Source organism: Halorientalis pallida, assembly GCF_049605515.1.
GTDB lineage: Archaea > Halobacteriota > Halobacteria > Halobacteriales > Haloarculaceae > Halorientalis > Halorientalis pallida_A.
On record NZ_CP187158.1, the window covers coordinates 848,327 to 874,064 of the forward strand.

24 protein-coding genes are annotated in these 25,738 nt (G+C 66.5%); 13 read left to right on the forward strand and 11 right to left on the reverse strand.

The annotated features are described in order from the left end of the window. Positions 1 to 14 precede the first annotated feature (14 nt). Positions 15 to 992 carry a phosphoribosylformylglycinamidine cyclo-ligase gene (gene purM / locus ACOZ4N_RS06005; RefSeq protein ID WP_424019023.1) on the forward strand — a complete coding sequence of 326 codons (978 nt, stop codon included), beginning with the start codon at positions 15 to 17 and terminating at the stop codon, positions 990 to 992. Between the two features lie 345 nt (positions 993 to 1,337). After that, positions 1,338 to 1,598 carry a hypothetical protein gene (locus ACOZ4N_RS06010; protein WP_424019024.1) on the forward strand — a complete coding sequence of 87 codons (261 nt, stop codon included), beginning with the start codon at positions 1,338 to 1,340 and terminating at the stop codon, positions 1,596 to 1,598. A gap of 27 nt (positions 1,599 to 1,625) precedes the next feature. Here ACOZ4N_RS06010 and ACOZ4N_RS06015 read toward each other — a convergent pair whose 3' ends face one another. Together ACOZ4N_RS06015 and ACOZ4N_RS06020 are read right to left on the reverse strand one after the other, a co-directional pair. Then, the gene (locus ACOZ4N_RS06015) at positions 1,626 to 2,168 is read right to left on the reverse strand and encodes a CBS domain-containing protein (protein WP_424019025.1); all 543 of its coding nucleotides are present in this window, start codon (positions 2,166 to 2,168) and stop codon (positions 1,626 to 1,628) included. Positions 2,169 to 2,211: 43 nt separating this feature from the next. Continuing rightward, a complete protein-coding gene (locus tag ACOZ4N_RS06020; protein ID WP_092687222.1) occupies positions 2,212 to 2,586 on the reverse strand; it encodes a DUF555 domain-containing protein in 375 nt (124 codons plus the stop codon). A gap of 285 nt (positions 2,587 to 2,871) precedes the next feature. Between ACOZ4N_RS06020 and ACOZ4N_RS06025 the strand changes: the two genes are divergently transcribed. The 3 genes from ACOZ4N_RS06025 (at position 2,872) to ACOZ4N_RS06035 (ending at position 5,565) form a co-directional block, all read left to right on the forward strand. Continuing rightward, positions 2,872 to 3,048 (forward strand): hypothetical protein, encoded by a 177-nt coding sequence (locus tag ACOZ4N_RS06025; protein WP_424019026.1) that lies wholly within the window; start codon positions 2,872 to 2,874, stop codon positions 3,046 to 3,048. 123 nt (positions 3,049 to 3,171) lie between these two features. Beyond that, positions 3,172 to 4,827, forward strand: coding sequence for an ATP-dependent DNA ligase LigA (gene ligA, locus ACOZ4N_RS06030; protein ID WP_424019027.1), 1,656 nt, complete (start codon positions 3,172 to 3,174; stop codon positions 4,825 to 4,827). A gap of 39 nt (positions 4,828 to 4,866) precedes the next feature. Next, positions 4,867 to 5,565, forward strand: coding sequence for an MBL fold metallo-hydrolase (locus ACOZ4N_RS06035; protein WP_424019028.1), 699 nt, complete (start codon positions 4,867 to 4,869; stop codon positions 5,563 to 5,565). Between the two features lie 19 nt (positions 5,566 to 5,584). Here the strand turns inward: ACOZ4N_RS06035 and ACOZ4N_RS06040 are convergent, their stop codons facing one another. After that, on the reverse strand, positions 5,585 to 6,688 hold the full coding sequence (locus ACOZ4N_RS06040; protein ID WP_424019029.1) for a DNA topoisomerase IV subunit A: 1,104 nt from the start codon (positions 6,686 to 6,688) through the stop codon (positions 5,585 to 5,587). Position 6,689: 1 nt separating this feature from the next. Continuing rightward, on the reverse strand, positions 6,690 to 9,077 hold the full coding sequence (locus ACOZ4N_RS06045; protein ID WP_424019030.1) for a DNA topoisomerase VI subunit B: 2,388 nt from the start codon (positions 9,075 to 9,077) through the stop codon (positions 6,690 to 6,692). 246 nt (positions 9,078 to 9,323) lie between these two features. Between ACOZ4N_RS06045 and gyrB the strand changes: the two genes are divergently transcribed. After that, complete coding sequence (gyrB, locus tag ACOZ4N_RS06050; RefSeq protein WP_424019031.1) at positions 9,324 to 11,249, forward strand: DNA topoisomerase (ATP-hydrolyzing) subunit B; 1,926 nt, start codon at positions 9,324 to 9,326, stop codon at positions 11,247 to 11,249. Beyond that, positions 11,246 to 13,729, forward strand: coding sequence for a DNA gyrase subunit A (gene gyrA / locus ACOZ4N_RS06055; protein WP_424019032.1), 2,484 nt, complete (start codon positions 11,246 to 11,248; stop codon positions 13,727 to 13,729). The genes gyrB and gyrA overlap by 4 nt, the downstream gene beginning before the upstream one ends. A 43-nt stretch (positions 13,730 to 13,772) precedes the next feature. On the opposite strand, the gene ACOZ4N_RS06060 is transcribed toward gyrA, so the two are convergent. Both ACOZ4N_RS06060 and ACOZ4N_RS06065 read right to left on the reverse strand, forming a co-directional pair. Further along, positions 13,773 to 14,993: a hypothetical protein gene (locus ACOZ4N_RS06060; protein ID WP_424019033.1), complete on the reverse strand. Its 1,221-nt coding sequence runs from the start codon at positions 14,991 to 14,993 to the stop codon at positions 13,773 to 13,775. Between the two features lie 45 nt (positions 14,994 to 15,038). After that, the gene (locus ACOZ4N_RS06065) at positions 15,039 to 16,862 is read right to left on the reverse strand and encodes an acyl-CoA dehydrogenase family protein (RefSeq protein WP_424019034.1); all 1,824 of its coding nucleotides are present in this window, start codon (positions 16,860 to 16,862) and stop codon (positions 15,039 to 15,041) included. A 160-nt stretch (positions 16,863 to 17,022) separates the two neighbouring features. On the opposite strand from ACOZ4N_RS06065, the gene ACOZ4N_RS06070 reads away from it, so the two are divergent. Both ACOZ4N_RS06070 and ACOZ4N_RS06075 read left to right on the forward strand, forming a co-directional pair. Next, positions 17,023 to 17,829: an enoyl-CoA hydratase/isomerase family protein gene (locus tag ACOZ4N_RS06070; protein ID WP_424019035.1), complete on the forward strand. Its 807-nt coding sequence runs from the start codon at positions 17,023 to 17,025 to the stop codon at positions 17,827 to 17,829. Next, the gene (locus ACOZ4N_RS06075) at positions 17,826 to 18,710 is read left to right on the forward strand and encodes a 3-keto-5-aminohexanoate cleavage protein (RefSeq protein WP_424019036.1); all 885 of its coding nucleotides are present in this window, start codon (positions 17,826 to 17,828) and stop codon (positions 18,708 to 18,710) included. Before ACOZ4N_RS06070 ends, ACOZ4N_RS06075 begins: the two co-directional genes overlap by 4 nt. 72 nt (positions 18,711 to 18,782) lie before the next feature. On the opposite strand, the gene ACOZ4N_RS06080 is transcribed toward ACOZ4N_RS06075, so the two are convergent. The 4 genes from ACOZ4N_RS06080 to ACOZ4N_RS06095 all read right to left on the reverse strand — a co-directional run bounded on the left by ACOZ4N_RS06080 (position 18,783) and on the right by ACOZ4N_RS06095 (position 22,417). After that, complete coding sequence (locus tag ACOZ4N_RS06080; protein WP_424019037.1) at positions 18,783 to 18,974, reverse strand: DUF7501 family protein; 192 nt, start codon at positions 18,972 to 18,974, stop codon at positions 18,783 to 18,785. A 73-nt stretch (positions 18,975 to 19,047) separates the two neighbouring features. Continuing rightward, a complete protein-coding gene (locus tag ACOZ4N_RS06085; protein WP_424019038.1) occupies positions 19,048 to 21,372 on the reverse strand; it encodes a heavy metal translocating P-type ATPase in 2,325 nt (774 codons plus the stop codon). Further along, complete coding sequence (locus tag ACOZ4N_RS06090) at positions 21,369 to 22,181, reverse strand: sulfite exporter TauE/SafE family protein (RefSeq protein ID WP_424019039.1); 813 nt, start codon at positions 22,179 to 22,181, stop codon at positions 21,369 to 21,371. The genes ACOZ4N_RS06085 and ACOZ4N_RS06090 overlap by 4 nt, the downstream gene beginning before the upstream one ends. 23 nt (positions 22,182 to 22,204) lie before the next feature. Then, complete coding sequence (locus ACOZ4N_RS06095; protein ID WP_424019040.1) at positions 22,205 to 22,417, reverse strand: hypothetical protein; 213 nt, start codon at positions 22,415 to 22,417, stop codon at positions 22,205 to 22,207. Positions 22,418 to 22,516: 99 nt separating this feature from the next. On the opposite strand from ACOZ4N_RS06095, the gene ACOZ4N_RS06100 reads away from it, so the two are divergent. Genes ACOZ4N_RS06100 through ACOZ4N_RS06115 form a run of 4 tightly spaced genes read left to right on the forward strand, consistent with a single transcriptional unit; the run spans position 22,517 to position 25,283 of the window. Continuing rightward, on the forward strand, positions 22,517 to 22,750 hold the full coding sequence (locus tag ACOZ4N_RS06100; protein WP_424019041.1) for a hypothetical protein: 234 nt from the start codon (positions 22,517 to 22,519) through the stop codon (positions 22,748 to 22,750). 6 nt (positions 22,751 to 22,756) lie between these two features. Next, entirely contained in the window at positions 22,757 to 23,326 is a 570-nt protein-coding gene (locus ACOZ4N_RS06105) for a cytochrome c oxidase subunit II (RefSeq protein ID WP_424019042.1), read from the forward strand. A gap of 47 nt (positions 23,327 to 23,373) precedes the next feature. Further along, positions 23,374 to 25,089, forward strand: coding sequence for a b(o/a)3-type cytochrome-c oxidase subunit 1 (locus tag ACOZ4N_RS06110; protein ID WP_424019937.1), 1,716 nt, complete (start codon positions 23,374 to 23,376; stop codon positions 25,087 to 25,089). Continuing rightward, the gene (locus tag ACOZ4N_RS06115; RefSeq protein ID WP_424019043.1) at positions 25,086 to 25,283 is read left to right on the forward strand and encodes a CbaC protein; all 198 of its coding nucleotides are present in this window, start codon (positions 25,086 to 25,088) and stop codon (positions 25,281 to 25,283) included. The genes ACOZ4N_RS06110 and ACOZ4N_RS06115 overlap by 4 nt, the downstream gene beginning before the upstream one ends. Positions 25,284 to 25,360: 77 nt before the next feature. Here the strand turns inward: ACOZ4N_RS06115 and ACOZ4N_RS06120 are convergent, their stop codons facing one another. Further along, complete coding sequence (locus ACOZ4N_RS06120; protein WP_424019044.1) at positions 25,361 to 25,594, reverse strand: hypothetical protein; 234 nt, start codon at positions 25,592 to 25,594, stop codon at positions 25,361 to 25,363. Positions 25,595 to 25,738: the final 144 nt, after the last annotated feature.

The window sequence follows — 25,738 nt, forward strand, 5'->3', positions numbered from 1 at the left end:
GCGCGAACTCGGGTATGACCGACGACGCTGACGACGGGATGACCTACGCGGAGGCCGGGGTGGACATCGACGCCAGCGAGGCGGCGACGGCCGCCCTGATCGGCGCGACCGAGGGGTTCGAGGGCGACTTCGCGGGCCTGCTCGACATCGGCGACCGCTACCTCGCGCTGGCGGCCGACGGCGTCGGCACGAAACTCCTCGTCGCCGAGGCCATCGACGACTACTCGACCATCGGTATCGACTGCATCGCGATGAACGTCAACGACCTCGTCGCGGCGGGCGTGCGCCCGGTGGCGTTCGTCGACTACCTCGCCGTGGCGGAACCCGACGACGAGACCAGCGAACAGATCGGCGAGGGGCTCGCGGAGGGTGCGGACCGCGCCAGCGTCGAACTCGTCGGCGGCGAGACGGCCGTGATGCCCGAAGTCGTCAAGGGACTCGACATCGCGGGGACCTGCGCCGGACTGGCCGAGAAGGGCGCGCTGTTCCCCGGCGAGGCCGAGGCCGGCGACAGACTGGTCGGGTTCCCCTCCAGCGGCATCCACTCCAACGGCCTGACGCTGGCTCGGCAGGCAGTCACGAAGAACCACGCGTACACCGACCCGTTCCCGCCGAATCCTGACCGCTCCATCGCCGAGGAACTGCTGGAGCCGACCCGGATCTACACGGATCTGCTCGACCCGCTCCGGGACCATGACACCAACGCGGCGGCCCACGTCACCGGGGGTGGCTGGGGGAACCTCACCCGGATGGGCGACTTCCGCTACGAGATCACCGACCCCTTCGAGGCCCAGCCGGTCTTCGAGTTCGTCCAGGAGGAGGGCAACGTGGCCGACGAGGAGATGCACCGCACGTTCAACATGGGAACTGGCTTCGTGGCGGCGCTGGCTCCCGAGGACGCCGAGGCGCTGGTCGCGGAGACCGACGGTCGGGTCATCGGCGACGTGCGGGACGGCGAGCAAGCGGTCGCGATTCGCGGACTGGAGTTGTAGCATCCGCGGGAACGGAGTGAGCGCGGTTCACTGCCGACGAGCGCCGGAGGTGCGAGTCGGCAGGTCGTTTTTCGCCCACGTTTTTGCAAGGGGGGTTCGCCCTCGGCGAATCCCCCCGCTGTAAAAAGGTGGCGTGGCGGCGCTGGCTCCCGAGGACGCCGAGTCGTTGGTCGCGGAGACCGACGGTCGGGTCATCGGCGACGTGCGGGACGGCGAGCAAGCGGTCGCGATTCGCGGACTGGAGTTGTAGGGACCGCCGTCGAATCGATCCGTTCGCTGGGAAGTAAGCTGGGAGTACCCGGATCCGAAGTGCCTATGTGTCCCCTTGCCGCTTGCTCGACACACATGACTGAGGACCTCTCCGACGAGCGGGACGCGTTCCTGGCGATGGCGCGTGCGTTCCCGCTCCGAACCAGTCTCTTTACGCTCGGCCTACCCGCGTTCGCACTCCTGCAGGTGTTGGGTGGACTGTTCAACGACGGGCCGCTCGCGTTCGGACTGATTCTGGCACTGCTCGCGGTGGCGATGTCGGTGGTACTGACCAGATATCACGTCGCGAGGTACAGACGACAGGTCGTGACCGACGCCCTCGAACCGGACCGGTAAGCAGGGCAACCCACGATCCTGATCGGGTTAGCTGATGTTGGCGGCCACGTCCGCGTCGGTGATGATGCCGACCATCTCGGCGTCCTCGATGACGATGACGGCCTCGTGATGGTCGAGGTGAGTGTCCACTTCGTCGACGGTCGCGTCTTTCGTGACGGTGGTGATGGACTCGCGCATCACTTCGGCAACGGGGAGTTCGCCGGGGTCGTCCTCGTCGGAGTGGCGGATGTCGCTGTGGGCGACGATTCCCACGGGGTAGTCGTCCCGAACGACGGGCAACTGGGAGTAGCCCTCCTGGTTCATCACCTCGATGGCCGTCATCACGCTGTCGTCGGGTTCGACGCCGTAGACGGGGCTGTGCATCAGGTCGCCGGCGCGTAGAATACCGCCCTCCGCTTCTTCGAGCGCGTTGACGATCCGCCGGAGCGTCGAGAGCCGCGGGTCCACGTCCCCACCCTCGATCCGAGCGATGAGTGGCTGAGACACGTCCGCACGCTCTGCCAGTTCACTCTGGGTCAGATCCACCTCCTTGCGGCGGTCCTTGAGATCCTCAGGGGTCGGTAACTCCATACAGCTCGATAACCAAGGGTAATACAAAAAGGTTGCCCAGTCGTCAGGCGCCGGCGGAGGCGTCGGCTTCCTCGTCTTCCTCGAACTCGATGGTCTCGACGACGGAGAGTGGCACGTCACGGAGGGCACCGCCGACCTCGCTTTTCGCGATCCGCTGGGCGTGTTCGGTGTTCTCGGCGTTGAAGACCTTCATCTCCAGCACCAGGCCCACGAGCGCGGTGTCGGCGGCGATGAACGCCGAGTCGAAGGGTTCGCCACAGGCGGGACAGCCCGTCGCCCCCACGTCGACTTCGACGTAGTCCATGTCCTGATCGTTGAGGCGCTTGCCCGCTTCGCTGACCGCGACACCGATAGCGTCGTCGATGTCCTCCACGTCTCGAACCAACCAGGCGGCTTCCATCGCTACGAGATAGTTCATATCTACCCGTCGGGCCCCCACCCCCACGTGTCTTGTGATTCGCTCGCGTCTCCGCGACAGATGCGCACGTGACTTCGATAATGGCCATAACTTATGGCACCGACTGGCGTCGATTATCTCCGTGTTACCGTTCGCGGCCGACGAGACGCGCCTCCGGTTGTCGTTTCCCCAACTGGAATTGAATCGCAAGACGGGAGCGTCACGAACTCGTAGAAAAGACGATTATGATTCTGATACAGAAGGAATGTTTATATATACCGATGGACCCAGGCACAGACGAGGACAATGGAAACCCGCCTGCACAGTGGCCTGCTGTTCGCGCTGTACCAACTGAGCCTGATGCTCGGCATCGCGCTCATGCCCGTCGCGTTCGTCACGAGTCGATTCGGCGTCAACCTGCCGATCCACCGGATGGTCGACCGACTCGGCGCGGCCTACGAACGGACCAGCGCTGGAGAGTAAGTCGCGACTACCGTCGCCGCCCGGCCACTCGCCGACCCCGTTACCGGGGCCACCCGCTTTTCCGGGATCGATGACCCGCCGACTCCGGACGTTTTAACACCCGGTCGCGGCTACTGCGTGTCGATGGAATTCGCCGTGTTCGCCGAGCGTGCCGACGAGATAGAGGCGACTGCGGCCGATCTGGAGATCGTCTCGCTCGTTCGTGATCTGTTCGCGCTCGCCACCGACGACCTCGACACCGTCGCCCGGTTCGTCCAGGGACGCGTGTTTCCCGCACACGAGTCGACGACGCTCGATATCGGCCCGAGTCTCTGTTATACCGCGATCGCTCGCGCGGCGGGCCACAACGTCTCGGCCGAGGACGTGGAGTCCCGAGTCGCGGCGGTCGGCGACGTGGGCGACGTGGCCGCGGAGTACGATTTCGGCGGCCAGCAGGGCCTGGGCGCGTTCGGCGACGGCGGCGGCCAGGCCGGTCTGACCGTCGCCGAGGTCGAATCCGAGTTGCGCGACCTCGCGGCGGCGGCCGGGTCCGGCAGTCAGGACCGCAAGCTCGACCTGCTCTTTGGCCTGTTCAATCGCTGTGAGCCCGCGGAGGCGCGCTATCTCGCGCGGATCGTCCTCTCGGAGATGCGCATCGGCGTCGGCGAAGGGACGGTCAGAGACGCCATCGTGGAAGCCTTCGACGTGCCCGTCGACGCCGTCGAACGCGCGCTCCAGGTGACCAACGATTACGGCCTGGTCGCCACCGTCGCACGCGACGAGGGCGAGTCGGGCCTCGCGGACCTGCATCTGGAAGTCGGGCGACCGGTCCAGGCCATGCTGGCGCAGGCCGGGACGGTCACCAACGCCGTCGACGCGTGGGAGCGAGTCGCCGTCGAGACCAAGTACGACGGCGCTCGCGTGCAGGTCCACTACGACGGGGACTCGGTGTCGCTGTTCTCCCGGAACATGGAGGACGTGACCGACCCCCTGCCGGAAGTCGTCGCGTTCGTCGAGGAGAACCTCGCCGTCCCGGCCATTCTCGACGGCGAGGTCGTGGCCGTGGACGACGCGGGCGACCCGCTCCCCTTCCAGGAAGTTCTGCGTCGCTTCCGGCGCAAACACGACGTGGCGAAGGCACGGGAGGAGGTCGAGGTCCAGCTGTGGGCGTTCGACTGTCTCCACGCCGACGGCGAGGACATGCTCGACACGCCGCTGGTCGAGCGCCACGACCGGCTGACCGACATCCTCGATGCGGGCGTGTCGACGCCCACCGTCACCGACGATCCCGACGAAATCGCCGGGATCGAGGCCGATGCCCTCGACGCGGGCCACGAGGGCATCATGCTGAAAGACGCCGAGTCGACGTACTCCCCCGGTCGACGCGGCAAGGAGTGGCTCAAGCGAAAACCCGACGTGGAGACGCTGGATTGCGTCGTCACCGGCGCGGAGTGGGGCGAGGGCCGCCGGGCGGAGTTCCTGGGGACCTTCGAGCTCTCGGTGCGTGCCGGCCCCGACGACCTGGAGACCATCGGCAAGGTCGCGACGGGGATCACCGACGAGGAACTCGCCGACCTGACCGACCTGCTGGAGCCGCACGTGCTGTCCGAGGACGGCAAGGACGTGACCATCGACCCCGCCGTGGTCTTCGAGGTCGGTTACGAGGAGATCCAGACCTCGCCGACGTACTCCTCGGGCTACGCGCTCCGATTCCCCCGCTATCTCGGCGTCCGCGAAGACAAGGACCCGGAGAGTGCGGACACGCTGGAACGCGTCGAGCGACTGGCCGACGGCGAGTGAACCGACACGGGTTTTCCAGCGCCGACCGAACCGTCCGGTATGACCGTCCACTTCGACGACCTCCAGGTCGACTGGCTGGGGTACGCGACCGTCCGCATCGAGGCACCCGACGGGACCGTGGTCTACCTCGACCCTGGTCGGTACGGCGTGCTGGACGAGTACGACGCCGGGGATGGCCACATTGTCTGTGTCAGCCACGTCCACCACTACGACAGCAACGGAATCGAGCGGGTCGCCCGCGACGACGCGACGGTGCTGGTCTACGACGCGGTCCACCACAGCGAGACCGACCGCGACGTGACGGCGGTTCGAGACTTGCCCCACGACACCCGCCGGGTCGACGCCGAACTCGACGACCTCGTCGGTGACGTGATCGTCCGGACGACGGCGGCGTACAACCACGCCGACGGCCCCCACACCGACGCCAGCGGCGAGCCGATTCATCCCGAGGGTTTCGGCTGTGGCTTCCTGCTCACCGTCGACGGCACCACCGTCTTCTGGCCGGGAGACACCGACGTACTCGACGGACACGCCGAACTCGACGTGGACCTGTTCCTGCCACCCATCGGTGGCACCTTCACGATGGACCGGGAAGCGGCCGCCGACCTCGCCGAAGCGATGGACCCTGGGCTCGTCCTCCCGATCCACTACGACACGTTCGAGGCAATCGAAACGGACGCCGAAGCCTTCGCCGCCGACGTGGCGAGTCGCGGCGTGCCGGTCGTCCTGGACGGGTAGAACAGGAGCAGCAAGCCGGTCAGATCACGTCCATCGCGTCCAGTCGCTCCGGCAGGTACGTGTCCGTCACGAAGTCCAGGCCCCGCGCCGCCAGGCTCTGCTGTTCTGCCTTCTTCTCGATGTCGAGTTGCAGTTCGATCTGCTCGCGCCAGTAGTCGGTCTGGAATCGCGGGTCCTCCAGTTCCGACTCCAGCGCGTTCACGTCCGAATCCGAGAGGGGGTCGGTCGGCAGGTCGTACTCCACGATGTCCGCGGGCTGGATGCCGATGAACTGCGCGTCGGGCGTCGCCAGGTACTCCGAGAGGTGGGCGGACTTGATCGACCCGTATGCGACCGAGCCGTAGATGCGGTACGACCAGGGGTCACCGTCAGTGAACACGGTGACGGGGAGGCCGAGTTCGTCCCGGAGCCGCTTGGTCAGCCGCCGGGTCGCCCGTGCGGGCTGACCCTTGAGGTGGACGATCAGGGCGTTGTGCTCCTCGTCGAATCCGTTCTCGACCAGCCGGTCGCGCATCCCGCCGGTCTCCACGCAGAGTACGAAGTCGGCGTCGTTGTCCAAGAACTCGATTGTGTCGGGGTTGTTCGGGATCTGGTAGCCGCCCTCGCCCACGTCCTCCTGGCAGTGGATCTCGCGTTCGCCCCGCCGGGTCTGCTCGCGGATGAGCAGGGGACCCATCACGGTCGCCCCGGACTCCTCGGGGCGCATGTGGAACTCCTCGCGGCGCACGTCCGAGACGATTTCGAGGTCCTCGATCAGCTGGTTCGACTCGTCCTGGCTGTTGAACTGTGCCTCCTCGTGGTCGAACGATTCGCTGAGGTAGTAGAGCTCACGCAGGGTGGACGAGCGGTCCTCTTCGAGTTGCTGGGCCAGGAAGTCGATGACGTACGTGGCTTTCAGCAACTTCTGTGCGCCGCTGACGGTCTTGGCACTGCGGGTGCTCTTTCGGTCGCCGTACACCCAGACGTCCATGTCCTCGTCGTACTCGATGTTGGACTTCGTCCGGGTCGGGATCGACATGGTCGGCACCTCGCCGTCGGCGAACTGGTCGTAGAACTCCGCGGCCAGGTCGATCAACTGCTCGCGCGCGTCACTTTCGCTCTGGGTATCGCTGTCTGTACTCATGTCAGGCGTTGATAGTCAGTTTCTCGTCTTCGATGCCCTCGACCTGCACGTCGAAGGTCGCGTCGCCGTCGACGCTGTACTCGATGCTCGCTTCCGTTCCCGCTTTGACCTCCGCGGTCCACTTCACGAAGTACTCGCCGTCCATCTCGACGACGTTGGCCCCCTCGACCTCGCCGGGGTCCTCGCTCACGATGTCGGTGATCTCCAGGGTGGCGTTGGTGTCGTCGTTGTTCTCGACGATCAGCCGCACCGTGTCGCCGTCGCGTTCGCGGTCGACGAGGACGTTGTTCATAATCCGGGCCAGCGAGTCGTCGATGTTCAACTCGCCTTTGCCCGTCACCTCCTCGAGTTTCTCGGCCATCTCGGGCAGGATCGTCGCGAGTTTGTCCTGCTTGCGCCGGCGCTTCTCCATCGACCGGCGCTTCTTGAGGTAGGACTTCAGGTCGCGGGCGGCCTCCCGGATGGCCCGCTCGACTTCGTCCTCGATCTCGGGGACGTTGGCCACCGCGTCCTTCGACTCGCTGGTGAAGGGCACGTTCGTGGAGGCGACGTGGACCATGATGACCGCCGGGCCGTTGGGGATGCCGCTCCCGCCGGGCTGGTCGAGTTTGTAGTTGCGCCAGTTGATCGTCTTGACCACGTCGGTGATCGAACAGGCGCCGCGCTGGTAGACCAGCGGGACGCGGTTGGCGAAGCGCATCACGTCGGCGCTGGAACTCTCCTCGAGGTCACCGCCGTAGGCGATGCCCGCCTCGACGATGAACGGGTCGCCGCCGTGGACGGCCGCGTCCCGGGTCGAGGCCGCGTAGAAGTCCGCGTCGAACTCCTTCTTGAGTCCCTCCAGCACCAGTTCGTCGGAGATAGGGGAGAGACAGTCCGTCGGCGGCGCGATGATGTCCGTCTCGCGCATCGCCTCGTGGAGTTCGCTGGCGGTGTCGCGGTCGTCGTCGATGGCCCCGATGTTCGGCGGTTCGTCGGGGACCGTCGCCATCCGCTCCCAGATGGCGTCGACGACCTTCTCGCGGGCCGTCTCGCCGAAGGTGGCCTCGTCGTACTCCTCGGTCGCGTCTGCGGCCCGGTCGACGTAGTCCGCGACCTGATCGCGGGTGAGCCGGTCGTGGGGAGTGTCCTCGTCCTCGAACTTCGCGGCGATGCGCTCGGCCAGCCCCTGGACGTGGGCGTCGTCCTTCCGGTCCGTGGTGGCCTCGTCGACCAGCGCGTAGATGTCGCCGGTTCGCTCGTCGGTGACCGCGTCCCAGGCGGCCGCGACGGCCTTCTCCCGGACGGTCGAGCCGAAGGTCGTGCCGTACTCGTCTTCGACGCCCTCGGCGACCGTCTCGACGATGCCCTGCACCCGCGAGTGGGTGACCGACCCGGCGTCGTCGATCTCGGCGGCCACCGATTCGGCGAATTCGGCGGTCGCGTCTGCGCCCTTGTTGGCGACGGCCTCGGAGACCGCCGCCTCCACGTCGGCCTCCTCGTGTGTCGCGGGGGCGCTCCAGGCCATCTCGCGACCGAAGTGCCGGTCCCGGAAGTTGTCGATCACCTTGTCGGCGGTCTTCCCGCCGACGCGGGTGAACTCCTCCTGCAGGAAGCCCGACACCGAGTAGGAGTCGGTGGCGTCGAGCATCTTCTGGAGGGTGCCCAGTTCGACACCGTGGGGGTGGGGCCGGATCTCCTCGGTCTCCTCCGGGAGCTGGTCGGTCGCGCGCTCGAACTTGAAGTGTTCCTGCGGTTCCCGGAGTTCCAGTCGCGCGTGGGGGTTGACGACCGCGGTGTGTTTGATGTAGTCGTGGAGCTGGTTGCGGGCGCGCATGTTCGCCTCCATCTCCAGTTCGATCCGGGTGCCGTGGGGCCGGTCCCACGAGGTCGTGTCCTCGCCCTCGATCTCGGGCTCGTTGGAGTCCGTGTCGATGGTCAACTCGAAGTATTTTGCGTCGTCGCTGCCTTTGGTGCGGCTGGTGATCTTGGCGGGCTTGCCGCTGGTGAGCTGGGAGTAGAGGACGGCCGCGGAGATACCGATCCCCTGCTGACCGCGATTCTGCTCGCGGGCGTGGAACCGGGAGCCGTAGAGCAGTTTGCCGAAGATCTTGGGAATCTGCTCCTTGGTGATCCCGGGGCCGTTGTCCTCGACGATGAGGCGGTAGTAGTCGTCGTTCTCCTGAATCTCGACGTAGATGTCCGGGAGGATACCGGATTCCTCGGTGGCGTCGAGGGCGTTGTCGACGGCCTCCTTGACGGCCGTCACCAGCGCCCGCGCGCCCGAGTCGAACCCGAGCATCTGACGGTTCTTCTCGAAGAACTCGGCGATGGAGATGGACCGCTGGGCCTCCGCCAGCTCCTCTGCGATCCCCTCCCCCTCGGCGAGTGTCGACTGGTACGAGGTCATTCTCTGCCCCCTTCTACCCCCGGAGGGGTTAAATGTTGCACGACGGCTCGGTGAAAGTGAAAGTGTGAGTGTTACTCTCTTACAGGCCACGGAGCGACCGATGACGAGCGACCGAACCGGCGAGTCGAGGACGGTCACAGCGCCGCGGAGAGACGGCGAAACGTGCCCCTACTGGGTGAGTTCGCACGCGAGCGCGTGCGTGCGGGGGTTTTATCAGTCCCCAAATCCTACGCCGTAGTAGATTTCATGTCTAACGAGTCTGAGTACGGAGCCAGGCAGATTCAGGTCCTGGAAGGGTTGGAGGCCGTCCGCAAACGGCCGGCGATGTACATCGGGTCGACGGACTCCCGTGGACTGCACCACCTCGTCTACGAGGTTGTCGACAACTCTATCGACGAGGCCCTGGCGGGGTACTGTGACACCATCGAGGTCACGATCCACGAGGACGACTCCGTCAGCGTCAGCGACGACGGACGGGGGATTCCGGTCGACACGCACGACGAACACGACCGCCCTGCACTGGAGGTCATCATGACGGTCCTCCACGCGGGCGGGAAGTTCGACAACAAGTCCTACCAGGTCTCCGGCGGGCTCCACGGGGTTGGGGTCTCGGTCGTCAACGGGCTCTCGAAGTGGCTCGAAGCCGAGGTCAAGCGCGACGACGCAGTCTGGAAACAGCGGTTCGATCACGGCGAACCCGAGTACGAACTGAAGGAGGTCCGGGACCTCGAATCGGACGAGGAGACGGGGACCTCGATCCGGTTCTGGCCCGACGACGACATCTTCGAGACGACCGAGTTCGAGTTCTCGACGCTGGAAGCGCGCCTGCGCGAACTGGCGTTCCTCAACTCCGGTGTCGAGATTACGCTCCGTGACGAGCGCGACGGCACCGAGTCTACCTTCTGCTACGAGGGCGGCATCAAGGAGTTCGTCACCTACCTCAACGAGACCAAGGAACCGCTCCACGAGGAGGTCATCTACTTCGAGGACGAGGAGGGGATCGACGAGGGGACCGTCCAGCTGGAGGTGGCGATGCAGGCCACCGACGAACTGCAGGGCTCGATCCACGCCTTCGCCAACAACATCAACACACGCGAGGGCGGCACCCACCTCACCGGCTTCAAGACCTCGCTCACACGAGTCGTCAACGACTACGCAAACGACCACGGCCTGATCGGGGACCTCGACGAGAACCTCAAGGGCGAGGACATCCGCGAGGGACTGACCGCCGTCATCTCGGTCAAACACCCCGACCCGCAGTTCGAGGGTCAGACCAAGACAAAACTCGGCAACTCGGAGGTCCGGGGCATCGTCGAAAGTGCGGTCCACGAACGACTCACGACCTTCTTCGAGGAACACCCCGACACCGCACAGTCGATCATCCGGAAGGCCGTCGAGGCCGCGAAGGCACGCAAGGCAGCCAAGAAGGCCGAGGAACTCACGCGCCGGAAGAACGCGCTGGAGTCGACGGCCCTGCCCGGCAAACTCGCCGACTGCCAGACCAAAGACCCCAGCGAGTCCGAACTGTTCATCGTGGAGGGTGACTCCGCAGGTGGCTCGGCCAAACAGGGGCGCAACCCCGAGTTCCAGGCGATCCTCCCGCTCGGCGGGAAGATCCTGAACGTCGAGAAACACCGGCTCGACCGGATTCTGGAGAACAACGAGATCCGGAACATGATCACGGCCATCGGGACCGGGATCGGCGACGAGTTCGACCTCGACGACGCCCGGTACCAGCGGATCATCTTCATGTGTGACGCCGACGTTGACGGCGCACACATCCGGACTCTGCTGTTGACGCTGTTCTACCGACACATGCGACCACTGGTCGAGGCGGGCTACGTCTACGCCGCCCAGCCGCCCCTCTACCGCGTCCGGTATCGCGGTGAGACCTACGACGCGATGACCGAGGCCGAACGGGACCGCATCGTCGCCGAGAAGTGTGACGGCAACCCCACGCAGGTCCAGCGGTTCAAGGGGCTGGGTGAGATGAACCCCGAACAGCTCTGGGAGACGACGATGAACCCCGAGAACCGCCACCTCAAGCAGATCACTATCGAGGACGCCGCGAAGGCGGACAAGATGTTCAACGTCCTGATGGGCGACGCCGTCGAGCCACGGAAACAGTTCATCAAGGAACACGCACCGGAAGCGGAGTGGGTCGACATATGAGCTCGGACCTGCCGGATCAGCCCGACGACGCGACGGCGGCCCCCGCGGCCAACGTCGAGCGCGTGCGGGTCGAAGACGAGATGGAGCAGAGCTACATCGACTACGCGATGAGCGTCATCGCCGGCCGCGCCCTCCCGGACGTGCGTGACGGGCTCAAGCCGGTCCACCGACGCATCCTCTACGCGATGCACTCCATGGGCGTCACCAGCGGCTCCAGCCACCGCAAGTCCTCCTCGGTGGTCGGGGAGACGATGGGTGACTACCACCCCCACGGCGACCAGGCCATCTACGACACCCTGGTAAACATGGCCCAGACGTTCACGATGCGGGAACCCCTGATCGACGGGCAGGGCAACTTCGGCTCGATGGACGGCGACCCCGCCGCGGCCATGCGGTACACGGAGGCCCGGATGAGCCCCATCGCCGAGGAGTTGCTGGCGGACATCGAGAAGGACACCGTGGACTTCCAGTCCAACTACGACGACCGCCTCGAAGAACCGGAAGTCCTCCCGGCGGCGTACCCGAACCTGCTCGTCAACGGGTCCACCGGGATCGCGGTCGGGATGTCGACGAAGATCCCGCCCCACAACCTCGGCGAGGTCATCGACGCGACGATCCACCTGATCGACAACCCGGACTGTGACGTGGAAGACCTGATCCACCTGGAGGAGAGTCCGGGGCCGATCAAGGGGCCGGACTTCCCGACGGGCGCGAACATCGTGGGCCGCAACGACATCCACAAGGCGTACAAGACCGGGCGCGGTCGGCTCACCGTCCGCGCCGAGTACGAGGTCGACCGCGAGGAGGGCCGCATCGTCATCTCCGAGTTGCCCTACCAGGAGAACAAGGCCCGCGTGGTCGAACGCATCGCCGAGAACGTCAACGAGGGGAAGATCGAGGGGATCAGCGACCTGCGCGACGAGTCCGACCGGGACGGCGTCCGGGTCGTGATCGACCTCAAGCGCGGGGCCAACGCCGACGTGGTGGAGAATCAGCTGCTGGAACACCACCTCGAATCCACGTTCGGCGTCATCAATCTGGCCCTCGTGGACGGCCAGCCCCGCGTCCTGACGCTCAAGGAGACCCTCGCCGAGTACGTCGACCACCGCAAGGAGGTCGTCCGCCGTCGGAGCCAGTTCGAACTCGACGAGGCCGAGGATCGCGCCCACATCCTCGAAGGTCGGCTGACGGCGGTCAAGAACGCCGACGACGTGATCGAGATCGTCCGGGACGCCGACACCCGCGACGACGCCAAGGAAGCCCTCCGCGAGGCGTACGACTTCTCCGAGGACCAGGCCGACCACATCGTCCGCATCCAGATCGGGAGCCTGACCTCCGAGGAGGTCGGCGAGATCGAGACCGAGTACGAGGAGGTCCAGGAACGGATCGAGAGGCTAGAGGAGATCCTGGGCGACCAGCAGGAACTGCTCGACGTGATCAAGGACGAACTCCGGGAGATCCGGGAGGACTACGGCGACGAGCGCCGGACCCGGATCGTCGAGGACGACGGCGAGGTCACCCACGAGGACCTCATCCCCGAGCAGGACTGCGTGGTCGTCATCACCGAGGACGACTACATCAAGCGGATGCCCGTCGAGAAGTTCGAGCCCCAGGGCCGTGGCGGGAAGGGCATCATCGGCGCGGACCCCAAGGAGGGCGACCGCGTCAACGAAGTCTTCCGGGCCAACAGCCACGACTATCTGCTCTGTTTCACCAACCAGGGCAAGGTCTACCGGCTCAAGACATACCAGGTACCCGAGATGAGCCGGACGGCCCGTGGCAACCACATCCGGAACGTCATCGAAGGGATCGACGACGGCGAGGAGATCACGGCCGTCGTGGACACCGACGAGTTCACCGAGGACAAGTGTCTCACGATGGTCACGCGGAACGGCTACGTCAAGCGGACCTGTACGACCGACTTCCAGAACATCCGGTCGACTGGGATCATCGCCGCCTCGCTGGAAGACGGCGACGAACTCGTCGACGTGGAGGTGACCGACGGCGAGCAGGACCTCGTGATCGCGACCGCACAGGGCATGACGATCCGCTTCGCGGAGACGGAGGCCCGGCAGATGGGCCGGAACGCCCGCGGTGTCGGCGCGATCAAACTCCAGGACGACGACCACGTGGTCGGGTTGGTCGCCACGAGTGGCAAGGACGACCGCGCCCTGTTGACAGTCACCGAGAACGGCTACGGGAAACGGACGCTACTGGACGAGTACCGCCAGCAGTCCCGCTACGGCAAGGGGCTGATCGACATCAAGACCGACGGCCGGAACGGCCCGGTGACAGACGTGAAGGCTGTCGAGGAGGCCGATCACCTCATCATCATGAGCGAGAGCGGCCAGATCATGCGTATCCGCGCCGCCGACATCTCGACGGTCGGCCGGAACACCAAGGGCGTCACGATCATGGAACTCGAAGGACAGGATCGGGTCGCCAGCGTGACCGTGGTTCCCGACCCCGACGACGAGTAACCAGGGCTCCCAGCGCCGGCGGTCGTTGCCTCGCCGGTGTGGGTCAGCCGTCGGGACCGGTGAAACTCGCGAGCGTCGCCGTATTCTCGTCACCCTCGAAGACGATTCTGATCGTAGCCCCAGACTGCAGGCCGACCGTCACCTGATCGCCAGCCTCGACACGACCGTCCGAACCCGACGGCCAGGTGCCGGGGCCGACCAGCTCTGCACCCTCGGTATCGGTAAAGCCCGTCCCGCGGATGTAGAGATTCGAGGCGGGAATCGCGTCGCCGCCGTCGTGTGAAATCGTCCCAACCTGGGTAGCTTCGTCGTAGTCGAACGAGAACGACGCCAGCGGGACCGCCACCGTCGATCCGTCGGTCTCGACGGTCGTCGCGTCGACGACCTCGCCGAGTACCCGGTTCGCGTCGACCTGTGGATTCGCCGCGATGTCGGCACCGATCTCGTCGATCCGGGCCCGGAGCGTCGACGCGACGGAATTCGTCCCGCCAGCGGTCGCTGCGTTGACGCGCAACTGCGAGGATTCACCGCCGGTGATCGACCCGTGTGCGGCGGTGACGTTCGACAGTGCCTCACCAGATGGGGTCACTCGGACCGCGCTCGGGACTGTAGCACCGAATCTGACGAGCGCGTCTCGCGTCGCCTCGTACTGCGTCCTGACCGTGCCGCCGACGGGGTCGGTTTCGCCGCGCTCGACGTCGATGGCATCGCGGACGGCGCCGAGTCCGCCCAGCGCGTATCGGCCGCCGTCCAGTGACGCCACGACGGCACCCGTGTCGTCGCTGTCCGGAAGGTAGAGCGTCCGGCCGCCGTAGGTCCGTTCCCTCGCCGAGCCACCGATGACGCCGGCGACCACGTCGTCAGTCGACCAGTCGGCCCGGACGACAGTTCCGTAGCGGTTCATTCCGCCGTACACGACGAGTCGCGACGCCGCACGGGGATCGAGTCCGGTCGAGCCACGAACGAGGTCGAGGGCAGCCGAGAGCGACGCCGGGGTATCGGGAATCGACCCGAGCAGGTCGTCGACGGCGGATCGGAAGGCGTCGTCGGACCGGAGGCCGTCGAGGTCGGCCGTCGCCACGAACGTCGAACCCTCGGGCGCGTAGGTGAGCGGTGCCCCGGTCCCACCGTCCCCGGACGGGGTCGCTGTCGATCCGTCCGAGAGCATTCCCTGACACCCTGCGAGCGCGGAGAGCAATCCAGTCCCGGTCACCGCTGCGCCGCTCCGCAACAGCGCACGCCGGGAAGCGGGTACGTCTGGCATCTGACGACCTGTTGAGCGGCCAAGGTGAAAACGTCTGTCGGTTACTCAGTCGTCCGCGGGCGCGGCGTCGGCCAATTGATCGGGTGAGAGGGGCGCGTGCCGGACGATCTCCGCGAAGTGGTCGTCGGGCAGTTTCTCGCCGTCCGTGATGCCGCGGGCGTCCCGCTCGGCGAAGCGGGTCTCGACGAACCACTCGGCGATCAGGGCCTTCCGTGCGTCGTCGCGTTCGTCGATGGCGTCCTGGGCGCGCTCGATCAGCAGGGCGGCGGTCACGACGTCGAAGATGTAGTCGGCGAGTTGTTTGGCCTCGTGCTGGGCGTAGTCCTGATCCTCGGTCGCCAGGGAGATCATCGCCGCCTGCATGTCCTCGAACTCCTCGGCGACGGTCGCCGCGAGGTCGTCGAGGTGGGGATGCTCGGCGGCGTCGAGACTGTCCTCGACCAGCGGGAACAGTTCCTCGTGGGCGGCTTCGCGGTTCAGCACGCGCAACACGTCCAGCGAGAGGACGTTCGAGGTTCCCTCCCAGATGGGGAGGACCTGCGAGTCCCGGAGCATCCGCTCGGTCGCGAAGCCGTTGACGTAACCGTTGCCGCCGAGGACCTCACAGGCGTAGGAGGCGGTGTCGACGGCCATCCGGGCGGTCTTGTACTTCGCGATGGGCACGAGCAGGCGCATGAGTTTGAACGCTCGCGCCGCGTCGTCGTCGCGGTCCTCGGGTGCTTCGTCGAGGCGCTGTTCGTTGGCCATGTAGTTGGCGTAGTGGCGGGTCGCCTCGAAGGTGAACGCGAGCGCGGCCTCGTAGTCGGTCTGCATGTTCACGAGGTCCCGGCGCATCAGCGGGTACTCCTGAATGGTCTCGCCGAAGGCGTCACGCGTCGCGGCCTGGACCTTCGATTCGAGCAGGGAGCGCCCCATCCCGCCGACCGAGCCGGTGGCGTTGGTCAGCCGCTCGAAGTTCATCATCTCGGCCATCAGCTTGAACCCGTTCTCGGGTTCGCCGACGAGGTAGGCCTCCGCGCCGCGGAACTCGACTTCGCCCGTAGGGACCGCGATGGTGCCGAGTTTGTCCTTCAGCCGGCGGTAGAGCTGGTCGTTCAGACTGCCGTCACGCTTTGTATGGGGAACGAGGAACAGCGAGAGCCCCGCGGTGCCGTCGGGGGCGTCGGGCCGGCGGGCCAGCGCGAGCGTGCCTTCGGCGTCGATGTTCGAGCAGAACCACTTCTCGCCGTAGAGTTCGTAGATGCCGTCCTCGTCGGTGGGTTCGGCGGTGGTCTCGTTGGCCCCCACGTCGGAGCCGCCCTGCTTCTCGGTGAGGAACATCGCGCCCTCGATGTGGTCGTCGTAGTCGCGGCTGGTGAGGCCCTGGAAGTACTCGTCCAGCAGGTCGGCGTTGGGGTGGTCGTCGTCGACGTACTTCTCCAGGACGATGGCCGCACCGGTGGTCATCGAGACCGGACAGACGAAGCCGCCGTCGACGAACGAGAGGATGGTCTGCTGGGTCAGGACGTGCTGGAATCCCAGCGGCTCGTCCCGACCCGGCGGCGCGTGAAAGATGTCGTGTGTCACGCCACGGTCGTAGACCAGCCGGTCGTTCTCGTGCTGGAGCGGGTGGTACTGGACGTGGTTCTGGATCTCGCCGTGCTTGTCGTAGGTCCGCAACTCGTGGCCCTCGCGGTCGATGACCTCGGCGTTGTCCGCGATGGTGTGGCCCGTCACCTCGCCGAGGTCCGACAGTTCGGACTCGGCCCACTCGAACTCCGCGTCGGGATAGGTCCGCTCGACTTCCGCCCGCAACGCGGGGTCGAGAGTCCAGTAGTTGACGTGTCGCCCCTCCTCGTACTGGCTGTAGTCGATTGGCGTGTCCACCATACCACGCCATTTGCGGACGACCCACATAAAGACACAGCCCACCCGTTGTTCGTTTATTGCGACCGTCGAGCGGCGAATCTTTTGAAAACGGGGAACTCCTTGTGAGTTTCTTCCTGTCCGAAATACTATTGCGGCGGCGTGTGCCACGATACAAAACCTCATGGAAGATCAGGAACTCTCGAACGAGGCGCTCGACGTATCGGTGAGCGACGACGGCTTCGTCGTCCGGGCGACCATCGACCGGCCCGAGGAGCGCAACTCGCTGAACGAACCGGTCATTCTGGGACTGCTGGACGCGATCAAGTTCGCCGACGAGAGCGAGGCACGTGTGTTCGTCCTCCGGGGCGCGGGCGGCACGTTCTGCTCGGGCGGCGACCTCTCGGAGATGTCCGGCGTCATCGGGCAGGGATCGGAGGCCTACCGGGAGCAGTTCTCCTCGCTGTCGGCCATCGTCCAGGCGATGGTCGACGCCAGCGTCCTCACCGTCGCGGCGGTCGAGGGCTACTGTCTCGCTGGCGGACTCGGCCTCGCGTCGGCGTGTGAGTTCGTCGTCGCGCGGGACGACGCCGAGTTCGGCACGCCCGAGGTGAACGTGGGGCTGTTCCCGGCCCAGGCGATGGCGCCGATCATGCGCTCGGTCGACCAGAAGGCCGGGCTGAAGCTCCTCTTTACCGGCGAGCACGTCACCGCCGAGGAGGCCGCCGAGATGGGGCTCGTGACAGAGTTGGCTCCCGAAGGCGAGTTCGAGGCCACGCTGGACGACCTCGTGGACCAGCTCGTGAACAACAGTCCGGTCCTCATCGAGGTGGGCAAGGAGGCCTACTACACCCAGCGGGACATGGGCTTCCAGGAGGCGCTCTCCTATCTGAAGGAGATCATCACGGTGGTCGCGATGAGCGACGCGACCGAGGAGGGGATCAACTCGTTCCTGATGGACGATGACCCAGAGTGGGAGGTGCGACAATGACCGACGCGAACCGCGAGTCCGTGAAGGGCAACGACCCCGACAAAGTGGTCATCTCTGCGGCGCTGACGGGCGCGCTCACGACCCGGGATCAGTGCGAGGCGATCCCCTACACCGCCGAGGAGATCGCCGAGGAGGCCGCCGCCGCGCGCGAGGCGGGCGCGGCCGTGGCCCACATCCACGCCCGGACGGACAACGGCTCGCCGACCTACTCGACCGAGCGCTATCAGGAGATCAAAGACGAGGTGCAGGCCCGCACCGACATCGTCATCAACTTCTCGACGGGCGCGATCCACGAACCCGTCGAGAGCCGCGCGGAGTACGTCCGCGAGACCCAGCCCGAGGTGGCCGCCCTCAACATGGGCTCGATGAACTACGCGAAGTACTCCGAATCCCGGGAGGACTACGTGTTCGACATGGTGTTCGAGAACTCCTTCTCGGAGATCCGCGAGATGGTGACGACGATGCAGGAGGCCGGCGTCAAACCGGAACTGGAGTGTTTCGACACGGGCCACATCGGGAACACCCGCCCGCTACTGGCCGAGGGCAAACTCGAACACCCGCTCCACTTCAGCCTCATCATGGGCGTGCTGGGCGGCATCCCGGCGACCGCGGAGAACCTGGCCCATCAGGTCCGTCAGCTCCCCGACGACGCCACCTGGCAGGTCATCGGGATCAGCGAGGACCAGTGGCGGCTCGTCGGCGCGGCGCTGGCGATGGGCGGGAACGTCCGGGTCGGCCTCGAAGACAACTTCTACGTCAGCGAGGGCGAGATGGCGGAGAGCAACGCCGACCTCGTGGCGAAAGCCGCGAGAATGGCCCGCGACGTGGGCCGGGAACCCGCGACGCCAGACGAGGCTCGCGAGATCATGAGCATCGACTGACCGAGCGGTTTCCGGGACCGCCCGAACCTGCGGCTGGCCGACGGGATCTGTTCGGCGAAAAGCGGTGTCGTTCTAGCCTGACCAGCCGCCGCGGATGTCGCTGTTGATGTTACCACGCCACTGGTCGAAGCCCGACTCGCAGTCGGGGTTGGACTTCAGGTGATCCATGAAGCCCGCGCCCGGCGATTCGAGTTGCATCTCACAGAACGGACAGACGTTCGGGTTGTTCCACGTCGTCGGCACTGGTGTACCTGTATCCCCCATGGGACCACGATCGGCATGGTTGCATATAATTGTTTACGCTAACGTCCGAGGTTGGATTAAATGTCCTAATATGTCACGAGCGGAGCGACCGCGACGAGTTCGTGACGACCAGCAGGCTGGAGGCGGTCATCGCGACCGCGGCGAACAGGGGGTTCAGCAGGCCGGCGACGGCGATGGGGATGGCCACGGCGTTGTAGAGGAACGCCCACCCGAGGTTCTGCCGGATGCGGCCGTGGGTGCCGTTGGCGATCTCGAACAGCGCGGTGACGTTCCGCAGGTCGTCGTCCAGCAGGACGGCGTCGGCCGCGTCCGCGGCGAGGTCGGTCCCGCTCCCCAGCGCGATGCCGAGGTCCGCGGCCGCCAGCGCGGGGCCGTCGTTGCTCCCGTCGCCGACCATCGCGACGGTGCCCCGGCCACGCAGTCGCTCGACGGTCTCGGCTTTGGCCTCCGGCGGGACGCCTGCGAACACCTCGTCGGCGTCGATACGGTCCTCGATCCGCTCGACTGCGCCGCCCTCGTCCCCGGTCAACACGACCACCTCGTGATCGGCCGAGAGGTCCGCGACGACCGCTGCGGCCTCCGGGCGCTCGCGCTCGCCCAGCAGGAGCAGGCCCTGCGCCCGCTCCGCCCAGCCGACGAACACCGGGCGCTGGCCCGCCTCGGCCGCTTCGGTGGCCTGCCGGTCCAGTTCGTCCGGGACCGCGAGTCCCGCTGACCGCAGGCAGTCCGCCCGACCGACGGTCACGCGGTCGCCGTCCACGTCGGCGCTGACCCCGGTGGCGTGGCGCTCGAAGTCGGTTGCATCGGGCGGATTATCGACGGTATCGGTGATGGCCGTCGCGACGGGATGGTTCGCCCGGGACTCGACCGCGGCCGCGCGCCGGCGGAGCGCCCCCGGATCGTCGCCGACGACATCGGCGACCCGCATCTCGCCGGTGGTCAGCGTCCCGGTCTTGTCGAACACGACCACGTCGACCTCGGGGACGGCCTCGAACACCGCTTCGGAGACGACGACGATGCCCGCGTCGGCGGCCTCGCGGACCCCCGCCGCGACGGCGAGCGGCGTCGCCAGCCCCAGCGCGCAGGGACAGGAGACGATCAGGACCGTGAGTCCGATCAGCAGGGCCGAGACGCCGCTCCCGCCGGTCAGGAGTACGGCCGCGGCCGCGAGGACGCCGAGCGCGATGACCGTCGGCACGAACACCGTGGCGAGCCGGTCGGCGAGTCGCTGCATCCCCGGCCGGGCGCTCTGGATCGACCAGAGCAACTCGACGATGCGGTCGAGGGTGCTCTCGGCGTCGGCCGCGACTTCGACGGTCAGCGGCGCGTCGGTGACGACGCTCCCGCCGATCACCGCGTCGCCCACGCGCTTGTCGACCGGCATCGGCTCGCCGCTGAGCAGTGACTCGTCGACGGCGGCCGACCCCTCGACCACCTCGCCGTCGGTGGGTACCCGCTCGCCCGCTTTGACCAGCAGGCGGTCGCCGGCAGAGAGGTCCTCGACGGGGACCGTCTCCGTTCCGTCGGCGGTCAGGCGGCGCGCCTCGGTCACTCTGGACTCGGTCAGCTCCGAGAGCAGGCCGACCGCGCGGTCCTTGACTCTCCCCTCGTAGTAGTTGCCCAGCGAGACCACGAGGACGATGGCGACGGTCACGTCGAAGTAGAGGTGGGTCCGCCCCAGCAGCATGGCGACGGTGCTGTAGCTGTAGGCGGCCGTGGCCGCCAGCGCGACCAATAGGTCCATGTTCGGGTGACCGGCCCGGAGGCTGACGTACGCGCCCCGGAGGATGGGCCACCCCGTGTAGAACAGGACGATGGACGTCATCAGCCAGACGTTCCCGAACAGATAGAGGCCGACGAGACTCTGCAGGTCGACGAACGGCGCGTCGTAGCCGAAGTACGTCGGGTAGAGAAACAGGGCGTACCAGCCCATCACCATCATGCCGAAAAAGCCGCCCAGCGCCAGCGCCCAGGCGGACTCGTCGACCTCGCTCTCGGCCTCGACCTCGCGGTCCCGGGCCGTGTAGCCGTAGCCCGAGACGGCCGCCGCGAGTTCGTCGGGTCGGGTTTCCTCGGGGTCGTAGACCAGCCGCATCGTGTCCGTGGCGTAGCTGGCGGCGGCGTCGTGGACGCCCGACTGCTCGACGGCGCGGGACTCGACGAAGGCCTCGCAGGTACCACAGTGCATCCCGTCGACGGCGAGATACGCCGTCTCGGCGTCGTCGGGGACCGAGACCTCGTCCGTCCCGCGACGCTCCCCGAGGTCGTCCTCGGTCGTCGCCACGTCGTCGAGCGCACGGGCGACCGAGAGACAGCCCCGACAGCAGTACGCGCCGCCGTCACCGTCGGTGATCGGCGGGTCCGGCGTCGGTCGGTCACAGAGAGTGCAGTCGGTCATGCGAGGGGCTGGTAGAACGGCACCGGCAGCATCGGCACGCCGACGCCGAGCAACACCAGGCCGTGTGAGAGGGGGATGTATCCGAGCAGGATGAAGGCTCCGCCCAGCATCCGGTGGAGGCTCCGCCGGTGGCGGTCACCGAGCGTGCCCAGCACCGTGCCGTAGGCGAACAGCGTCGGGACCGTCCCCAGGCCGAGGACGCCGAGGCTGAGCGCGGCCCTGACGGGATCGCCCAGCGCGAACGCGTAGACGTAGGCGGGATAGAGGATCGGGCACGGGAGGATTCCGTGGACGGCTCCGAGGCCGACGATCCTCGGCCCGCCGACCAGTCGGTCGACGCGTGCGGTGAGCCACCCGCTGATCCGCTGGAAGCCCCGCGTGACGAGAGCAGGCGTGAACCGGTCGAGGTGACCAGTCCCGCCGAGCAGGTATCTGACACCGGTCGCGACGATGACTGCCCCGACGGTCAGCCCGGCGACGATCCGGACGGGATCGGCGATGGCGGGCAGTCCGTCGACGGACGCGAACACCAGGCCGCCGGCCGCGGCCGCGAGCGCACCGACGAGGGCGTAGCTCACCGTGCGTCCGAGGTTGAACAGCAGGTGCTGGCGGACGGCGAACGTGGTGAGTCGGCGCTCGCGGTCGGTGCCGGTCTTCGCGTCCATCCGGTCGGCGTACAGCGTCACCAGCGGCCCGCACATCCCGAGACAGTGCGCGCCGGCCAGCAGGCCGATCACCGCGAACACCAGCAGGTCCACGTTGCCCTCGACGGCAGAGACACCGGCCAGCTGGAGCGGCGTCACGGTCATCTATCGAAGGTCCTCGCCACGTCTCAGCCGTGTGCGGCCTCGGTACCGTGGTCCTCCGATTCGGTCGGCGAGAACAGGAGGTAGAGACTCGTGGTGATCAGCACGACGTTCGTGGCCGTCACTGCGAGTGCCACGTAGAAGGATAGCGTGAGGCCGAAGGTTACCACCGGCACCAGCGCCAGTAATGCAACCGCGATGACAATCCGTGGCGACAGCGAGTCGAATGCCTGGATCATACCGGTGGTTGGCGAACGCGAAGTATAATCCTGGGCGCTGTTCTCACTCCGTGGGAACTCCCGGTATTGGATTTAACGAACATGTGCGTACACCCTCCTATGACCGCGACAGAGGCTGAGGCGGAGACGGACTCCGCGGTCGTCGGTGAAGACGTGTACACCGACGGGACGCTGGTCAGGGATCCAGACATCGAGGAGTCACTCTCACAGGACGAGTACAATCCAAAGGGGACGCTGGCGTTACTGCTGGTGTACTTTCTCATCCTGGGACTGATGTGGACGTACATGTACTTCGTCGAGTTCCTGGGGAACGGGCCGACAGTCGTGGGGTGATCTGGGATGCACGTCCACAACTACGAGAAACTCTGGCTGGGGGCGTCGCTCCTGTTGATCGTCGGCTTCATCTCGACCATCGTCTACGGGGCGGTGGGTGCCGGCGTCGTCATGGTCAACGACGAGGGCGGGCAGGTGAATCCGAGCGATCTGGCGAACACGAGCGGGTTCGACGACCCCGGAGTGACGAAGGTCGGACCCAACGAGTACGAGGTCCACGTCGTCGCCCTGCGGTTCGCCTTCCAGCCCGGGACCGTCGAGGTCCCGGCCAACAGCACGGTCACTTTCTACGTGACCTCCCGGGACGTGATCCACGGGTTCCAGATCGTCGGCACGAACGCCAACACGATGGTCATCCCCGGCGAAGTGTCGAAGATCACCGTGAACTTCGACGAGCCGGGCGAGTACGGCATCGTCTGTCACGAGTACTGCGGGTCGGGCCACCACAGCATGGCCGCCGAGCTACTCGTCAAAGAACCGTCCAACTTCACGATGCAAGACGACACGCAGACACAGACCAGTGGGAACGGGACGACGAACGCGACCGCGACGCCGACGGGAGGTGAGTCGGCGTGAGCACGCCCGGTGAGACGGCTGGCGAGACCGTCGAGTCGGCCCGGGAGATGCTGCCGGACAACTCCTTCCTGATACAGTACCCGCACGTCTCGCGGGTCGTCCGGTCGCTGTTCCTGACGGCCTTCGTCGCCTTCGGGATCGGTGCGTTCATGGGCGTCCTCCAGGCGCTCCACCGGACCGGGCTCGCCCGGATCGTCGAATCGGCCGACTACTACACGCTGTTGACGCTCCACGGTGTCCTGCTGGCGATCGTGTTCACCATCTTCTTCCTGGCGGGCGTGTTCACCTGGGCGAACACGCGGAGCCTGGACCGCCCGCCGGTCAGCAAGCGGTTCACCTGGTTCTGGGTGGCCACGATGTCCGTCGGGACCGCCATGGCGGGCGTCTCGATCCTCGCGGGGTTGATCCCGAGTTCGGACATTAGCGCCGACGTGCTGTTCACGTTCTACGCGCCCCTGCAGGCCCATCCGCTGTTCTACATCGGCCTCGCGCTGTTCGTCATCGGGACCTGGCTCGCCGGCATCGACTGGTTCCGCCAGTATCTGGCCTGGCGACGCGAGAACGCCGGCGAACGCATCCCGCTGCAGTCGTTCATGGTCCTGACGACGATGATCATGTGGTTCGTCGCCACGATGGGCGTCGCCGTCGAAGTCGTCGTCTTCCTGATCCCGTGGTCGCTCGGGATCATGCCCGCTCCGAACCCGCTGCTCACGCGGACGCTGTTCTGGTTCTTCGGCCACCCCGTCGTCTACTTCTGGCTGATGCCGGCGTACCTGCTGTGGTACACGGTCCTGCCGAAGATCGCCGGCGGCCGGCTGTTCAGCGATCCGCTCGCGCGGGTCGTGTTCGTCCTCTTCTTGTTGCTCTCGACCCCGGTCGGGATCCACCACCAGTACGTCGATCCCGGCATCGCCGAGGGGTTCAAGTTCATCGCGATGACGAACACGATGTTCCTGCTGTTGCCGAGCCTGCTGACCGCGTTCACCGTCGTCGCCAGTATCGAACACGGCGCACGCCAGCGCGGCGGCACCGGCTACTTCGGCTGGCTGAAGGCCCTCCCGTGGCGTGACCCGGCCTTCACCGGCATGGCGCTGGCCGGACTGATGTTCGCCGCCGGCGGATTCAGCGGCATGGTCAACGCAGGTATGAACATCAACTACCTCGTGCACAACACGATTTGGGTGCCGGGGCACTTCCACCTCACCGTCGGGACGGCCGTGGCGCTGACCTTCATGGCCGCCTCCTACTGGCTGGTGCCACGCGTCACCGGCCGCGAACTGTACAGTCGCCCTATCGGCCTCTTTCAGGTCGTCCTCTGGTTCATCGGCATGGTGTTCATGTCCGCGGCCATGCACCGCGGCGGCCTCGCGGGTATCCCGCGCCGGACGGCCGAACCGCAGTACCCGCAGGTCGCCTTCGAGACGGTCGCCGGGTCGGTCGGCAGTCTCCGGCTCCAGCTGGCCTTCGGCGGTGTCCTGCTGTTCGTCTCGGCGCTGTTGTTCCTGATGAACGTCGGCCTCACCGCGATGAACAACGAGCCCGCACGGGGCCTCGATTCGGCCCTCCCGCCGGCCCTGTCCGGGCCCGAACAGTCGCCGACGGTGCTGGACAACCTCAAGCTCTGGGCGCTGATCGCCGTCGTGCTGGTGATCCTGGCCTACTCGCTGCCGCTGTACAGCATCGTGCAGGGTGCCGGTCTCTACCCGGCCGGGCACGAAGCCACGCCAGCGGTCATCGCGCCGTTGCTGGAGGTGATCGCATGAGCCGCCTCTCGCCGGCCGCGCTGCTGATCGTCGGCGCGTTCATGGTGCCGCTGTTCATCGAACTGCCCGTCGTGCTGTCGTTCGTCGGCGTCGAGCTGTCGATGACCGCCTCGCTCGGCATCGGTGTGGTCGCGTTCGCGCTCGTGCTGATCTGGTCCGAGGTCAGCGAGAAGCCAGAGGCGGCGGACGCCTGACGCCACGGGACCGCGGACCCCAGCCGTCGCTCACCGGCCGAGTACACGGAGAAGGAGCGTCGGTTCGACGACCGCGCTCAGAACGAGTGGCCGCCGTCACGCAGCCGCGGACGCTGTTCTGCCAGCACGTACGCGACCCCGAGCAACAGCAGGAGCGAGACGAGCGACCCGACGAGGTAGCCGTCGGCCCCGAGGCTCGTCGGTCGTCCGAGCAGGACCCAGGTACCGAGGGCCGTGTATCCCACTGCGAGGACGCCGACGAGCCGTCCGAGCCAGACTGTCACCTGTTCCGCCGTCGTTTGCCGTGTCATGGCTGTCTGGGAGTACGTGATCGTCCGATGAAACCCGTGGAGCGCGTTCCCACGACGTGAGAACGGCCGTGGGGCCGTTCGGTCCGCCGCCGAGTCGACCGGGAGCCTTCCCAGCGCGGGGGAACCACCGCCGCACTGATTAGG

Excerpts from the sequence above, each read along its gene's own strand:
- ACOZ4N_RS06015 (WP_424019025.1), bottom strand. The coding sequence starts at position 2,168 with ATGGAGTTACCGACCCCTGAGGATCTCAAGGACCGCCGCAAGGAGGTG.
- gyrB (WP_424019031.1), top strand. The coding sequence starts at position 9,324 with ATGTCTAACGAGTCTGAGTACGGAGCCAGGCAGATTCAGGTCCTGGAA.
- ACOZ4N_RS06070 (WP_424019035.1), top strand. The coding sequence starts at position 17,023 with ATGGAAGATCAGGAACTCTCGAACGAGGCGCTCGACGTATCGGTGAGC.
- ACOZ4N_RS06090 (WP_424019039.1), bottom strand. The coding sequence starts at position 22,181 with ATGACCGTGACGCCGCTCCAGCTGGCCGGTGTCTCTGCCGTCGAGGGC.
- ligA (WP_424019027.1), top strand. The coding sequence starts at position 3,172 with ATGGAATTCGCCGTGTTCGCCGAGCGTGCCGACGAGATAGAGGCGACT.
- ACOZ4N_RS06045 (WP_424019030.1), bottom strand. The coding sequence starts at position 9,077 with ATGACCTCGTACCAGTCGACACTCGCCGAGGGGGAGGGGATCGCAGAG.
- gyrA (WP_424019032.1), top strand. The coding sequence starts at position 11,246 with ATGAGCTCGGACCTGCCGGATCAGCCCGACGACGCGACGGCGGCCCCC.
- ACOZ4N_RS06085 (WP_424019038.1), bottom strand. The coding sequence starts at position 21,372 with ATGACCGACTGCACTCTCTGTGACCGACCGACGCCGGACCCGCCGATC.
- ACOZ4N_RS06095 (WP_424019040.1), bottom strand. The coding sequence starts at position 22,417 with ATGATCCAGGCATTCGACTCGCTGTCGCCACGGATTGTCATCGCGGTT.
- ACOZ4N_RS06020 (WP_092687222.1), bottom strand. The coding sequence starts at position 2,586 with ATGAACTATCTCGTAGCGATGGAAGCCGCCTGGTTGGTTCGAGACGTG.
- ACOZ4N_RS06120 (WP_424019044.1), bottom strand. The coding sequence starts at position 25,594 with ATGACACGGCAAACGACGGCGGAACAGGTGACAGTCTGGCTCGGACGG.
- ACOZ4N_RS06025 (WP_424019026.1), top strand. The coding sequence starts at position 2,872 with ATGGAAACCCGCCTGCACAGTGGCCTGCTGTTCGCGCTGTACCAACTG.
- ACOZ4N_RS06035 (WP_424019028.1), top strand. The coding sequence starts at position 4,867 with ATGACCGTCCACTTCGACGACCTCCAGGTCGACTGGCTGGGGTACGCG.
- ACOZ4N_RS06115 (WP_424019043.1), top strand. The coding sequence starts at position 25,086 with ATGAGCCGCCTCTCGCCGGCCGCGCTGCTGATCGTCGGCGCGTTCATG.
- ACOZ4N_RS06080 (WP_424019037.1), bottom strand. The coding sequence starts at position 18,974 with ATGGGGGATACAGGTACACCAGTGCCGACGACGTGGAACAACCCGAAC.
- ACOZ4N_RS06105 (WP_424019042.1), top strand. The coding sequence starts at position 22,757 with ATGCACGTCCACAACTACGAGAAACTCTGGCTGGGGGCGTCGCTCCTG.
- purM (WP_424019023.1), top strand. The coding sequence starts at position 15 with ATGACCGACGACGCTGACGACGGGATGACCTACGCGGAGGCCGGGGTG.
- ACOZ4N_RS06065 (WP_424019034.1), bottom strand. The coding sequence starts at position 16,862 with ATGGTGGACACGCCAATCGACTACAGCCAGTACGAGGAGGGGCGACAC.
- ACOZ4N_RS06100 (WP_424019041.1), top strand. The coding sequence starts at position 22,517 with ATGACCGCGACAGAGGCTGAGGCGGAGACGGACTCCGCGGTCGTCGGT.
- ACOZ4N_RS06110 (WP_424019937.1), top strand. The coding sequence starts at position 23,374 with ATGCTGCCGGACAACTCCTTCCTGATACAGTACCCGCACGTCTCGCGG.
- ACOZ4N_RS06060 (WP_424019033.1), bottom strand. The coding sequence starts at position 14,993 with ATGCCAGACGTACCCGCTTCCCGGCGTGCGCTGTTGCGGAGCGGCGCA.
- ACOZ4N_RS06010 (WP_424019024.1), top strand. The coding sequence starts at position 1,338 with ATGACTGAGGACCTCTCCGACGAGCGGGACGCGTTCCTGGCGATGGCG.
- ACOZ4N_RS06040 (WP_424019029.1), bottom strand. The coding sequence starts at position 6,688 with ATGAGTACAGACAGCGATACCCAGAGCGAAAGTGACGCGCGCGAGCAG.
- ACOZ4N_RS06075 (WP_424019036.1), top strand. The coding sequence starts at position 17,826 with ATGACCGACGCGAACCGCGAGTCCGTGAAGGGCAACGACCCCGACAAA.